12 protein-coding genes are annotated in these 12581 nt (G+C 71.0%); 6 read left to right on the forward strand and 6 right to left on the reverse strand.

The window, feature by feature from the left end:
• Window positions 1-142: 142 nt before the first annotated feature.
• Entirely contained in the window at window positions 143-1390 is a 1248-nt protein-coding gene (locus tag KDK95_RS01635; RefSeq protein WP_212516140.1) for an amidohydrolase, read from the forward strand.
• Here the strand turns inward: KDK95_RS01635 and KDK95_RS01640 are convergent.
• On the reverse strand, window positions 1359-2759 hold the full coding sequence (locus KDK95_RS01640) for an MFS transporter (protein ID WP_212516161.1): 1401 nt from the start codon (window positions 2757-2759) through the stop codon (window positions 1359-1361). The genes KDK95_RS01635 and KDK95_RS01640 overlap by 32 nt on opposite strands.
• 11 nt (window positions 2760-2770) lie before the next feature.
• Window positions 2771-3331 (reverse strand): TetR/AcrR family transcriptional regulator, encoded by a 561-nt coding sequence (locus KDK95_RS01645; RefSeq protein ID WP_212516162.1) that lies wholly within the window; start codon window positions 3329-3331, stop codon window positions 2771-2773.
• A 149-nt stretch (window positions 3332-3480) separates the two neighbouring features.
• Here KDK95_RS01645 and glgA point away from each other — a divergent pair, with 149 nt between their 5' ends.
• From glgA to KDK95_RS01670, 5 genes are all read left to right on the forward strand, one after another.
• A complete protein-coding gene (glgA, locus tag KDK95_RS01650; RefSeq protein ID WP_372463247.1) occupies window positions 3481-4647 on the forward strand; it encodes a glycogen synthase in 1167 nt (388 codons plus the stop codon).
• A 54-nt stretch (window positions 4648-4701) separates the two neighbouring features.
• Entirely contained in the window at window positions 4702-5919 is a 1218-nt protein-coding gene (glgC, locus tag KDK95_RS01655; protein ID WP_212516142.1) for a glucose-1-phosphate adenylyltransferase, read from the forward strand.
• A 105-nt stretch (window positions 5920-6024) separates the two neighbouring features.
• Window positions 6025-7473 (forward strand): glycosyltransferase family protein, encoded by a 1449-nt coding sequence (locus tag KDK95_RS01660; protein ID WP_212516143.1) that lies wholly within the window; start codon window positions 6025-6027, stop codon window positions 7471-7473.
• A gap of 71 nt (window positions 7474-7544) precedes the next feature.
• On the forward strand, window positions 7545-8369 hold the full coding sequence (locus KDK95_RS01665; RefSeq protein WP_212516144.1) for an isocitrate lyase/PEP mutase family protein: 825 nt from the start codon (window positions 7545-7547) through the stop codon (window positions 8367-8369).
• A 4-nt stretch (window positions 8370-8373) separates the two neighbouring features.
• Window positions 8374-9258: a GNAT family N-acetyltransferase gene (locus KDK95_RS01670; protein WP_212516145.1), complete on the forward strand. Its 885-nt coding sequence runs from the start codon at window positions 8374-8376 to the stop codon at window positions 9256-9258.
• Window positions 9259-9270: 12 nt separating this feature from the next.
• On the opposite strand, the gene KDK95_RS01675 is transcribed toward KDK95_RS01670, so the two are convergent.
• The 4 genes from KDK95_RS01675 to KDK95_RS38060 all read right to left on the reverse strand — a co-directional run bounded on the left by KDK95_RS01675 (window position 9271) and on the right by KDK95_RS38060 (window position 12540).
• Window positions 9271-10236, reverse strand: coding sequence for an acetylxylan esterase (locus KDK95_RS01675; RefSeq protein WP_212516146.1), 966 nt, complete (start codon window positions 10234-10236; stop codon window positions 9271-9273).
• A 61-nt stretch (window positions 10237-10297) separates the two neighbouring features.
• On the reverse strand, window positions 10298-11425 hold the full coding sequence (locus tag KDK95_RS01680) for a glycosyltransferase (RefSeq protein ID WP_212516147.1): 1128 nt from the start codon (window positions 11423-11425) through the stop codon (window positions 10298-10300).
• A gap of 125 nt (window positions 11426-11550) precedes the next feature.
• Window positions 11551-12264, reverse strand: a complete 714-nt coding sequence (locus KDK95_RS01685; RefSeq protein ID WP_212516148.1) for a class E sortase — start codon at window positions 12262-12264, stop codon at window positions 11551-11553.
• Window positions 12265-12429: 165 nt separating this feature from the next.
• Window positions 12430-12540: an LPXTG cell wall anchor domain-containing protein gene (locus KDK95_RS38060; RefSeq protein ID WP_372463248.1), complete on the reverse strand. Its 111-nt coding sequence runs from the start codon at window positions 12538-12540 to the stop codon at window positions 12430-12432.
• Window positions 12541-12581: the final 41 nt, after the last annotated feature.

Raw genomic sequence — 12581 nt, forward strand, 5'->3', positions numbered from 1 at the left:
TGTGGCAGCATACCGGCGCACCTGTGTGGTGGCGAGCGGATTTCCGTTGCACGCTTCGAGGTGGGGCGAACCCTGTACCGGAGTGTTCCCGGTGGCGGGTGGTACGGTGGCGCCGATTCCAGCTGTTGACGGAGACGAGGGCGTGGTGCGCGTGGCGATCGAAGGGCTGGCCGCGATCCAGGAGGGGCTCGCAGAGCTCTACCGCGACCTTCATCAGCACCCGGAGTTGTCCCTCCAGGAGACGCGCTCGGCCGCGCTCCTCGCGCAGGCGCTGCGGCCGATGGGCTACGAGGTCACCGAGAAGGTCGGCGGGACCGGCGTGGTCGGCGTGCTGAGCAACGGCGAGGGGCCGACGGTCATGCTGCGGGCCGACTTCGACGCGCTGCCGGTCGAGGAGAAGACCGGCCTGCCGTACGCCAGCACGGTCCGCGGCATCGACAAGGACGGACGCGAGGTGCCGGTGATGCACGCGTGCGGGCACGACATGCACGCGGCCTGTCTCGTCGGCGCGGCGTCGCTGCTCGCTTCGGCCAGGGACACGTGGCACGGCACGCTGCTGATCGTCTTCCAGCCCGCCGAGGAGCTCGCGTGCGGCGCTCGGAACATGGTCGAGGACGGGCTCTTCGAGCGCTTCCCGAAGCCCTCAATCGTGCTCGGACAGCACGTCGCACCGCTGCCGGCGGGTTTCATCGGCTACGGCAGCGGGCCGTTGATGGCCGGCTCGGACACCGTGAGCGTGACGCTGCACGGTCGCGGCGGGCACGGCTCGCGGCCTGAGGCGGCGGTCGATCCGGTGCTCATGGCGGCGAACGTCGTCACCCGGCTGCAGGGCATCGTCTCGCGGGAGGTTCCGCCGTCCGAGACCGCCGTCGTCACCGTGGGCCGGCTCAGCGCCGGGAGCAAGCCGAACATCATCCCGGACGACGCAGAGCTCGGCATCAACATCCGCGCGAAGACGGAGCACACGCGCAAGCTCGTGATGGATGCGGTCGAGCGCATCGTGCGCGCCGAGTCCGCCGCCGGCGCCGCCGTCCGCGAGCCCGACATCGCGTGGGAGGAGAGCGCTCCCGTCCTGGTGAGCGACCCCGACGCGACGACGGCGACGCTCGCCGCGCTCACGGAGCACTTCGGCCCCGAGCGCATCCTGCCGATGCCGCCGGTCACGGCCAGCGAGGACGTCGGGGTGTTCGGCGCGGCCATCGGCGTGCCGACGGTGTTCTGGTTCTGGGGCGGGATCGAGCCGGACGTGGTGTTCCAGGCGCTCGCGGAGAACACCATCGACAAGCTGCCCGCCAACCACTCCCCGCACTTCGCGCCGCTGATCGAGCCGACGCTCGGCACGGGCGTCGAGGCTCTGGTCACGGCCGCCCTGGCCTGGCTCGGCTCGTAACCGCGATCACCAGCGCGAAGCCCGTGATGCCAACGCCGATCCAGGCCGCCGACGTGTATCCCTCGCTGCTGGGGAAGACCGCGCCGGCCGCCGTGTACGCGGCGAGAATCAGGGCGCTGAGCGTGCTGCCGAGCGAGAATCCGATGCTGCGCACGACCTGGTTGACGCCCATCGCCCCGGCGGTCTCCTCGGCGGGTGTCACGGCGAGGATGACGGCCGGCATCGCTGCCGAGAACGCACCGACGCCGAAACCGAGCAGCGACATGGCGACGAGCGGCCCCGCGATGTCGCCGCGGTCGATCGCGAACACGACGAACGCGACGAGCACGACCGCCGTCGAGACGATCAGCAGGGCGTGCGCGGACATGCGCTTGCGAACACGTGGGCTGATTCGCCCGGCGACGAATCCGAGGATCGAGAACGGCACCAGGAAGAGGCCGGCGGTGAAGGTGCTCAGGCCGAAGCCGTAGCCGACGGCCTGCGGCGTCTGGACGTAGCGCGTGATGCAGCTGAGCAGCAGGTACATTCCGGCTCCGGCGACGAGCATGGCCGCGTTCGCCCCGGCGACGGCCCGATGGCGCAGCAGGCGCAGATTGACCAGCGGCACGGTCAGCCTGCGCTCGCGCATCACCCATCCCGCGAGCAGTAGGACGGCGACCAGCGCGAGAACCAGGGCCACGCCGAGGTGGCGCTGTAGAAGGGCTGGTTCGCCGAGGATGAGCAGCAGCACGAGCAGACCGGCCGCGAGGAGCAGGCTCGCGATCGCGTCCGGCTTGGGCGCGGACGGCTGGCTCGACTCCGGGAAGGCGCGGACGGCAGCCGCGAACGCGATCGTGGTCAGCACGAGCCCGACGGCGTACGCCGCCCGGATTCCGCCGACGTCGGTCAGATAGCCGGCCAGCGGATATCCGACGCCCACGCCGACGGTCGAGGCCACCGAGACCATCGCGATCGTCGAAGCGGCACGGTCGCCGTCGAGGTGCTCGCGGGCGGCGGCGATCATCAGCGGCACCATCGCCAGCCCGCAGCCCGCCGCGGCCCGGCCGACGAGCAGGAACCCGAGCGAGAGCGGGAGAACCGCCAGCGCGCTGCCCGCGACGACCACCCCGAGCGTGCCGAGGAAGACCGCGCGGCGCCGCGGGCCGGTGCCGAGGCGGCCGAGCACGGGCGTGGCCACGGCCCCGGTGAGCAGGGCGATCGTGAGCGTCCATTGGGCGGCCGCGAGCGAGACGTGCAGGGTGATGGCGACGCTCGTGATCAGCGGCGAGCCGAGGCTGCTGGAGATCGCGACGACCAGCGCGATCAGCAGCAGCGTGCGCGGCAGTGCCCTGATCCGGTCGTCGTCCCTCGCCACGGTCCCGGCGGCCATCGGCTCGCTGGTCACCGGTTCGTCTCACTGGTGATGTGCTCGAACAGCCCCGGCTGGATCCGGGTGCCCACGCCGTGCGCCCAGGGTTCGTCCGCCTCGCGGGCCTGCAGCGCGGCGCCGTTGTTGAGCAGCATTCCGAAGGCCAGGAAGGATTTCACGGTCACCGGATCGAGCCCGGAACGCTCGGAGACCGTGTCCCACATCCGCGAGAAGCAGTCGCGCACGGCCTCGCGCACCTCGTCGTCGCTCGCCGCCGCGAACCCCTGCAGCTGGAGCAGGAGCGCGGTGCGGTCCGCCAGCAGGCCGTCGTAGGTGCGGCCCATCTCCGCCAGCGCCTCGATCCCGGTCCGGTCCCCGGCCGCCTCCCGCATCCGGTCGATCAGCCGGTCGAAGGCCTCCGTCACCACCTGGATGAAAAGCTTCTTCTTCGAGCCGAACAGCCGGAAAACATAGGCCTGCGTGATCTCCGCGCGCCGGGCGATCGTCTCGGTCGAGGTGCCGTGCAGGCCGCCGATCGCGAACTCCCGCGCCGCGATGGCCAGGATCTGCGCCCGCCGCTCGGCCGCAGTCATCTTCCGCGTCCCCGTCATAGCCATGCGTTCATGTTACTGGTCACTAACAAGTAACCGAAAACCGGCACGTAGCCGCGGCGCACGTCCTCCGCTATGTTCTCCCTTACGTGATCCATCCGGACCCGCAGACGAGCGGAGGCCCTGTGCGTATCGGCCTGCTGACCAGGGAGTTCCCGCCCGACGTTTACGGCGGGGCGGGTGTTCACGTGGAGTTCCTCGCCCGCGAGTTGCAGACGCTGGCCGACGTGCGCGTGCACGCCTGGGGCAGCGCGAAGGCGGCCGAGGACCCGCCGCATGTGCTGCGGCACGCGGCCGACCCGGCCCTCGCCGACGCGAACGAGGCGCTGCGCAGCCTGTCGATCGACCTCGGCATGGCCGCGGGCGTCGCCGACCGCGACCTCGTCCACTCGCACACCTGGTACGCCAACCTCGGCGGCCACCTCGCCAAGCTGCTCTACGGCATCCCGCACGTGATGACCGCGCACTCGCTCGAACCGCTGCGGCCCTGGAAGGCCGAGCAGCTCGGCGGCGGCTACGCGCTCTCCAGCTGGGCCGAGCGCACCGCGATCGAGGCCGCCGACGCGGTCATCGCCGTGTCCGAGGGGATGCGCGCGGACATCCTGGGCTGCTACCCGGCCATCGATCCGGCGCGGGTGCGCGTCGTGCACAACGGGATCGACACCGAGCTCTACAAGCCGGTGCGGGAGCTTGACGCGCTGATCAAGAACGGCGTGGACCCGGACCGGCCCTACGTGCTGTTCGTCGGGCGCATCACCCGGCAGAAGGGCGTGCCGCACCTGCTGCGCGCGGCCCGCTCGCTCAACCCGTCCGCGCAGCTCGTGCTGTGTGCGGGCGCGCCGGACACCCCGGCGATCGACCAGGAGTTCCGCGGTCTCGTCGAGGAGCTGCGGCAGACCAGGGACGGCGTGATCTGGATCCCGGAGATGCTGCCTCGCCGCGAGGTCGTCCAGCTGCTGACGAACGCCGCGCTGTTCGCCTGCCCCTCGGTCTACGAGCCGCTCGGCATCGTGAACCTCGAGGCGATGGCCTGCGGGACGCCGGTGGTCGCCTCGGCGGTCGGCGGGATCCCCGAGGTCGTCGTCGACGGGGTGACCGGCCGCCTGGTCGGCTACGACGAATCGGATCCGGCGGCGTTTGAACGCTCCCTGGCCGAGGCAATCGAATCCGTACTGGCCGACCCCGCCGCCGCGCGGCGGATGGGCGAGGCCGGGCGCGAGCGCGCGGTGCGGGAGTTCGGCTGGGACGCGATCGCCCGCCGGACGGCGGCGGTGTACGAGGAGATCCTGCGGAAGTGACGACCTTCCGGCGGCGCGATCGGCCGCCGGAGCTGCGGACCTAAAGGGGCGGCGATGCGTGGCGGACCTTCGATTTTGGGAATCGTGCTCGCCGGCGGCGAGGGGAAGCGGCTGATGCCGCTGACCGCCGACCGGGCCAAACCGGCCGTGCCGTTCGGCGGCACCTACCGGCTCGTCGACTTCGTGCTCTCGAACCTGGTCAACGGCGACATCATGCGCATCTGCGTGCTCACGCAGTACAAGTCGCACTCGCTCGACCGCCACATCACCACCACGTGGCGCATGTCGAACCTGCTCGGCAACTACATCACCCCGGTCCCGGCGCAGCAGCGGCTCGGCCCGCGCTGGTTCCTCGGCAGCGCGGACGCGATCTACCAGTCGCTGAACCTGATCCACGACGAGCAGCCCGACTACGTCGTCGTGTTCGGCGCCGACCACGTCTACCGGATGGACCCGCGGCAGATGGTCCGCCAGCACATCGAGGGCGGCGCCGGCGCCACGGTCGCCGGGATCCGGATCCCGCGCTCGGAGGCCTCGTCCTTCGGCATCATCACCCCGGCCTCGAACGGCCTCCACGTCGAGCGCTTCCTGGAGAAGCCCGCCGACCCGCCCGGGCTGCCCGACAACCCGGACCAGGTCTACGCGTCGATGGGAAACTACGTCTTCACGACGAAGACCCTGCTCGACGCGCTCTCCCGGGACGCCGACAACGAGCGGTCGGTGCACGACATGGGCGGCAGCATCCTGCCGATGCTCACCGAGGAGGGCCAGGTCCAGGTCTACGACTTCGACCGGAACCACGTCCCCGGCGAGACCGAGCGCGACCACGGCTACTGGCGGGACGTGGGAACCCTGGACGCGTACTACGACTCGCACATGGATCTGATCTCGGTCCACCCGGTCTTCAACCTCTACAACCGCGAGTGGCCGCTCTACACGCACACCGTGCAGCTGCCGCCCGCCAAGTTCGTGGCCGGCGGCATAGCGAGCGAGTCGATGGTCGCGCCCGGCTGCATCATCACCGGCCAGGTCACCCAGTCCGTGCTCTCCCCCGGGGTCGTCGTCGAGGAGGGCGCGGTCGTGCAGGGCTCGATCCTGCACGACAACGTCCGGATCGGCCGCGGGGCGGTGGTGCGCCGCGCCATCCTCGACAAGAACATCGTGGTCCCGCCCGGCGCGACCGTCGGCGTCAACCACGAGCGGGACCGGGAGCTCTACCACGCCTCCGCCCACGGCATCATCGCGCTCGGAAAGGGCCAGCTCGTTCTGTGACCCTCTGCGAACAGGCCGTTTAGCAATGCTAAAAGTCCATCTCCTAACATTTAGTTAAGGTAAGCCGCTTAGCGTCTGACGCACCTACGTGCTGAAGGCTGGGCTATGACGGTTTCGGAGACGTTCGCGGCGTGGCGGGCCAAGCCCGCCGACCCGCGCGGTGGTGCCGTGCGGCAGCGCCTGATCGGCGGGGACCCGCTTCGGCGCTTCCTGCTCATCGCGCTCGGGCTGGCCGTTCTGGCGATCACGCTCGTGACGGTCGGCGTGGCGAACGGGCCGCAGATGTCGATCACCGACGAGCCGGTGCACGCCGCATACCTCTACGACGCCGCCCATCTGCAGATGCCCTACAAGGGCGAGCTGACCTCGAAAGAGATCCGCTACGAGTGGTACTGCCACAATCTGCAGGCCAGCACCGGTTCCGCGAAGTGCACCGGCTTCGACGCCTCGACCTTCCAGACCACCTCGCAGATCTACACCTTCGGCGATCCGCCGGTGTACTACCTGATCACGGGCCTGCTCGACCGCGCGGTCAGCCCTCTGATCCCGGGCACGCACAACTTCATCACCGTGGGACGGGACCTGGGCGCGCTGTGGCTGTTCGCCGCGATGACCGTGCTCTACCTGGCCGCTCGGCGCTTGCGCATAGGCTGGCAGTACGCAGCCGGCGCGGCCGCGCTGCTGCCGCTGTGCCCGGGGGTTCTCGCCTCCAGCACCCAGATCACCAGCGACGCGCCCGCAGCGCTGTGCGGGGCGCTCGCGCTCTACGTGCTGGCCCGCATCCTGGTCGACAAACGGATGGGGCTCGTCGCGCCCTGCCTCGCCACGCTGTTCGCCACCGGAACGAAGATCCTCAACGGCATGCCGATGCTGGTCGTTGCGACGGTGACCTTCGTCCTGGCGCTCGGCATCCTCTACCGCGACCGGCGGAACTGGCGCGCAGCCGTCCGGCCGCTCGCGATCAGCGCCGTCATCCCGGCCACGTTCGGCGCCGTCTACCTGGTCTGGAGCAAGTACCAGGACGGCCGGGGCGTGGCGAACTGGGTCAACCCGAACCTGGCCAACGGCCAGGCGCTGACCGGCTCGAAGCTCGGCGACCTGTTCAGCAACCTGTTCGGCACCTTCTCGAACCTCACCACGGCGTACTGGCTGCCCGACTCGATAAACGGCGAGACGGTCTCGATCTGGGCGACGCTGCTGTGCGTGGTGCTCGTCGGCGCGCCGCTGATGGTGATGACGGCCAGCCGGGCGCGGTCCTGGGGCTGGATACTCGGCGTCGGCACCCTCCTCGGCATCACGCTGGTGGTCCCGGCGGTCGAGGCGCAGGTCTACCTGGCCAACCACCAGTTCTTCCTGAACGTCGCGCCGCGCTACGCGCTGACGTTCCTGCCGTGGGCGATCATCTGCCTCGCGGTGGTCGCCTACCGGCGCCGGCTGCTGAAGTCGACGATCCTGTTCGTCTCGCTCGGCCTGCTCGTCCTGCTGCTCGCCGAGACCCAGGTCCTCACCCTCGGGCCCGCCCTCGTCGGCAACGCGAAGTACCTGGTGGGCTGACCCGCGGAGGGCGGCCGTCACCGGCCGCCGAATCCCCGGCACGATCGGGCAAAGCTTGATTCAATGCGCGTATGACGACTCGGATCGAGCGCGCCACCCGCTTCCGCGCGCTGCACGACCCCGCTGCGCCTCTCGCGCTGGCGAATGTGTGGGACGCGGCAGGCGCCCGCATCGTGGCCGCCGCCGGTGCCTCGGCCATCGCAACGACGAGCGCCGGGGTCGCGTGGGGCCTCGGCGCGGCCGACGGCGACCAGGTGAGCCGGGACGCGATGCTCGGGCAGTTGGCGCGGATCGTGGCCGCGAGCGGCGATCTGCCGGTGACCGCGGACATCGAGACCGGCTTCGGCACCTCGCCCGCCGACGTCGCCGACACCATCGCGCGCGTGCTCGACACCGGGGCGGTGGGCGTGAACATCGAGGACGCGCTCCCGGCCCCCGGCGCCTCGGGCGATCCGCTGCGGCCGGTGGCCGAGCAAGCGGAACGGCTGGCGGCGGCGAGGGCGGCGGCCTACCGGGCCGGGATTCCGCTGTACATCAATGCTCGAATCGACGTATTCCTGTGCGGCGTCGGTGAGGAGTCCGGTCGGCTGCAGGCCACGATCGACCGGGCCCGCGCCTACCTGGAGGCCGGCGCAAGCGGCGTGTTCATCCTCGGCGTACGCGACGCGGAGACGATCGCCGCGCTGACGGCCGGTATCGACGCTCCGGTGAACGTCGGCGGCGGCGCGCTTTCCGTCGCGCAACTCGGAAAGCTGGGCGTCGCTCGCGTGAGTCTCGGTGCCGGCACAGCGTTGGCCGCGTACGGAGCCCTGGACCGGATGGCGCGCGAACTGCTCGGCGAGAGCCCGAGTTCCGCACTCGACTACGCCACGCTCAATGGCCTGATGAAGGGATGAGTCGATGGCGCGCGATGCGTGGGTGGCGGCCGGAAGTATCGACGAGTTCCTGCGTACCACGGTGCCGTTCCTGGCCGCCGAGCCGGTGCTCAACACCTTGCTGCTGACGGTCTTCGATCGGCTCAGGATGGAGGGGCCGCACGCGTTCGGCGAGAGCGATCCGCTGTTGCTGACGTGGTACGGCGCCGACGGATCGGCCGCCGGAGCCGTCGTACGCACGCCACCGTTCCCGTTCGTGCTCTCCGACGTGCCGGCCGCGGCCGTCGAGGCGTTCGTCGACCTCGTGCTGGACGGCGGCGGATCAGGGTTCGACGGACGCGAGATCAATCTGCCGCTGACCGGCGAGGAGCCGTTCGCCGCCGCGTGGAGCGCGCGCACCGGCCGCTCGCCGCGCGTCCTGGAGCGGTTCCGGCTCTACCGGCTGGACCGTCTCGTCCCACCGGCCCCGGCCCCGGTCGGGAAGCCGAAGCTCGCGGGGCGAGAGGACGTTGCGCTCATCGCGGACTTCATCCAGGCATTCTGGCGCGAGGTCGAGCATTCGATGCCGGAGGACTCGCGCGCGGTCGCGCTGCGCATGGCCGAGGGACGCGTGGCCGAGGGGATCTTCTGGCTCTGGCTCGACGAATCGGGCACGCCGGTCGCGCTCGCCGGGCACACCCCGCCGACCGCCGGGATGTGCCGGATCGGCCCGGTGTTCACGCCGCCGGAACTGCGCGGCCACGGCTATGCGGCGGGGGCGACGACCGCCGCGACCCGGGCCTCGCTGGCGCTGGGGGCCGACGAGGTCCTGCTGTTCACGGACCTCGCCAACCCGATCAGCAACCGGCTCTATCAGCGGCTCGGCTACCGGCCGGTCAGCGACCGGGCGCGGCTCGAGTTCGCCGGGTAGACCGGAGAGTGGCTAGAGCTTCGCGAGGAACTCGCGCTCCTTCGGGAAGTTGAAGGCGCCGCCGCTCTCGTGCCCGTTGTACGGGTGCACGACGATCTCCTTCGGGCCGGCGTAGTGGTTGTAGGACGCGAAGACCGTCGAGGGCGGGCAGACGTCGTCCATCAGCGCGACCGCGTAGTGCGCCGGCGCGGCGGCTCGGGCCGCGAAGTTCACGCCGTCGAAGTAGGACAGCGTGCGGAACACGTTCTCCACCTCGCTGCGCTGCGTGGCCAGGAAGTTGCCGATCTGCTTGTACGGGAACGAGTCGGTGATCTCGGTGGCCCGCCGGAAGTGCTGCAGGAACGGCACGTCCGTGATCACGCCGCCGAGGTCGTCGACCAGGCCCGAGACCGCGATCGCCATGCCGCCGCCCTGGCTGGAGCCGCGCAGGAAGATCCGCGATTCGTCGACGGCCGGGTGCGCCCGGGCCGCCTCGACCGCGCGCACGCAGTCGGTGTACAGCCGCCGGTAGTAGTACGTCTCCGGGGACTGGATGCCGCGGGTCATGAAGCCGTCGATACTCGGTCCGGCGCCCTGCGCCCCGTCGTCCGGGGTCGCCCCGACCCGCCAGCCGCCGCCCTGGCCGCGGGTGTCCATCAGCAGGTGCGCGTAGCCGGCGTTGGACCAGTACAGCTGCTCGTGCGGCAGGCCGCGGCCGCCGCCGTAGCCGCAGTACTCCACGACGCACGGCAGCGGGCCCTCGGCGTTCGCGGGCCGCAGCAGCCAGGCCTTGATCGGCTGGCCGCCGTAGCCCGCGAAGGTAACGTCGTCCACGGTGATCAGCGGCAGCCCGATGTCCACGGTCGTGTGCTCGAGCGCGAGCGGGTGACTGCGCGCGGCCTTCAGCGTCTCGCCCCAGAATTGGTCGAAGTCGGCCGGTTCGTCGCGCTCGGGTCGGTACTCGCGAAGCTCGTCCAAGCTCAGGTCGATCAATGCCATGCTCGGAACCTAGCATCGATATCCGTTCGAAACCCCGGGCGCGGATTCCGGGCCGGCGCCTTTACTCGGCCGGCCGGTACAGGGCGCGGTCGGTGATGACGAAGCGCGCGGCCGAGGCGGCGAGCAGCGTCGCCCCCGTCGCCCAGACCGGCCCGAGACGCGCCTCCCGCACGAGCAGCGAGAGCAGCGGTATCCGCCCGACGAGGTCGGCGTTGGCCAGCACGGCGAACCGGGCCAGCCGCCGGCGTCCGCGCCCGGAGCGGCGGTGGTGGAAGAGCACGGAGTCGATCAGCACGAAGTTCCAGAGCATCGCGGCCTGGTTGGCCAGGATCGCGGCGAGCAGGTAGTGCACGCCCGCGCGGACCAGCGCCCAGGTGACGATCAGGTTGGGCACCATGCCGGACGCGCCGATCAGCGTGAAGGCGATCATCCGGCCGCGGGTGCCGGACATGCGCAGCCGGGTGAGGTGGCGCAGGAACCGCATTCCCTCCGCGTAACCGGCCTTGGACTCGCCCGAGTGCCGCGGCTGGAAGCTGTACGGCACCTCGGCCACGCTGCTCGGCCGGGTACGCACAGCCAGCTCGAGCAGGATCTTGTAGCCCTCGGGCTGCAGCTCGGCCGACTCCCACAGGTCGCGGCGCACCGCGAACAGACCGCTCATCGGGTCGCTGATCCCGGCGAGCGTGCGCGGGAAGGCCATCCGGACCAGTCGCGTGCACAGCCGGGATATCAGGGAACGGACGGGCCCGGTGAATCCCCCGGCCCGGTGACCGGCGCGGTACCGGGAGCCGACGACGAGTTGGGCGCCGCTGCGCTCCCCCTCGGCGACCAGCGCCGGGGCGAGCTCCGGCGGATGCTGCAGGTCGGCGTCCATGACGACGCACCACGGGGTCCGGGCCGAGGCCAGGCCCGCGACGACGGCGCCGCCGAGCCCGCCGCTCGGCCGCTCGCGGTGCAGCACGTCGACCTCGATCCCGAGGCCGGGCGCGAGTTTCCGGATCAGCGCGTCCGTGCCGTCCGTGGAGTCGTCCACGAACAGCACGCGCGCCTCGGGAAGTCCGCCGAGCGCGGCCTGCAGACCGTGGAGCAGCGGCGCGACGTTCTCCGCCTCGTTGCAGGTCGGCACCAGGACCGTCAGCGGCGAGGTCGGGCGGGCGGCAGCCGCCAGCTCGACAGCAGGGCGTATCACCCTAGGTCAACCCCCCTCGGTTGTGCGCCGCGTAGAAGCCCGGCTACGCGACGTGATGCCAAGAGTAGGTCAAGGCAGGTAAAGATCTCTACCCGTGAGCACCTGTGCGCCCCCTGTGAGCCCTCTTATTCGGCGGAGGCGAGGCCGGCCGGGACGGTGGTGCGGGGCGTCGTCTGTACGAGATGGCCCCACCAGACCAGCCGATGTGAGTCCACGTACATCGGCGTGCAGGTGGTCATCGTCAGGTAGCGGCCCGCCTCGGTGTAGCCGGAGCCGACCGGGATCGGCGCGAGCACGTCCACATCGCCGATCGGCACCGAGGGCGCCTCGCGGTCGAGCTGGTAGACATACCAGCCGTAGACGGTCTGCACGTAGACCTTGTCGCCGGGGGCCAGCTTGTCGAGGTCACGGAAGATCATGCCGTGGCCGTCGCGGTGGCCGGCGATGCCGAAGTTGCCCGCGGCGTCCCAGGGCATCGCGGTCACCGGGCTCGAGTAGTGGCCGACCGCGCCGGTGTTGAGCACCTGTTCCCGCTCGGTGCCCTGGGTCAGCAGCGCGCGCCAGCCCGGGCCGAGCGCGGGGATGTAGAGGAAGCCGAAGCTGGTGCCGTCGGCCAGGTCGTCGGTCGGCGCGGCGGACGCGGCGGCGCTGTCCAGGGTGTGCTGGAACGCGGAGGAGGCGGCGTGGTTCTCCATGCCCGCGGCCACGTTCGTCCACCAGAGCAGGTAGACGAGGTAGAGCACGCAGAGCACGCCGACGGTGCAGAGCAGTTCGCCGAGGACGTCGAGGGACCTGCTCAGCACGCCTGGGTTTCCGGGCAGCGGTTCGCGTCTTAGCACGAGTTCGGAGCCTACGGTCCGATGAACGCCCTGGCGCCGCGCTCGCGGAAGATCCATCCGTCCTGGGGCGCGGACGCAGAAAACGCCAGCGGCCCGACGCGTGTCGGTGGACGCGTCGGGCCGCCTGCTTCGCTACCGTCGCCGGCCGGGGTCACCGGCGGACGATCACTCGCCTTCCTCGCGGCGGCGGCTCGCGAGGCGCATGCCGAGACCCGCGGCCAGCGCGGCTCCGGCCATGCCGAGGGCCACACCGATGTCGGCGCCGGTGTGCGCCAGCTGCCCGGGCCGGGTGGCCGGCGGCGGGGTGCTCGGGGCGG

Source organism: Actinospica acidithermotolerans, from assembly GCF_018139625.1.
Classification (GTDB): Bacteria; Actinomycetota; Actinomycetes; order Streptomycetales; family Catenulisporaceae; genus Actinospica; species Actinospica acidithermotolerans.

What these genes read in the sequence shown, in the direction of transcription:
- KDK95_RS01640 (WP_212516161.1), bottom strand. Translation starts at nt 2,759, where the DNA reads ATGGCCGCCGGGACCGTGGCGAGGGACGACGACCGGATCAGGGCACTG.
- KDK95_RS01645 (WP_212516162.1), bottom strand. Translation starts at nt 3,331, where the DNA reads ATGACTGCGGCCGAGCGGCGGGCGCAGATCCTGGCCATCGCGGCGCGG.
- glgC (WP_212516142.1), top strand. Translation starts at nt 4,702, where the DNA reads ATGCGTGGCGGACCTTCGATTTTGGGAATCGTGCTCGCCGGCGGCGAG.
- KDK95_RS01660 (WP_212516143.1), top strand. Translation starts at nt 6,025, where the DNA reads ATGACGGTTTCGGAGACGTTCGCGGCGTGGCGGGCCAAGCCCGCCGAC.
- KDK95_RS01665 (WP_212516144.1), top strand. Translation starts at nt 7,545, where the DNA reads ATGACGACTCGGATCGAGCGCGCCACCCGCTTCCGCGCGCTGCACGAC.
- KDK95_RS01670 (WP_212516145.1), top strand. Translation starts at nt 8,374, where the DNA reads ATGGCGCGCGATGCGTGGGTGGCGGCCGGAAGTATCGACGAGTTCCTG.
- KDK95_RS01675 (WP_212516146.1), bottom strand. Translation starts at nt 10,236, where the DNA reads ATGGCATTGATCGACCTGAGCTTGGACGAGCTTCGCGAGTACCGACCC.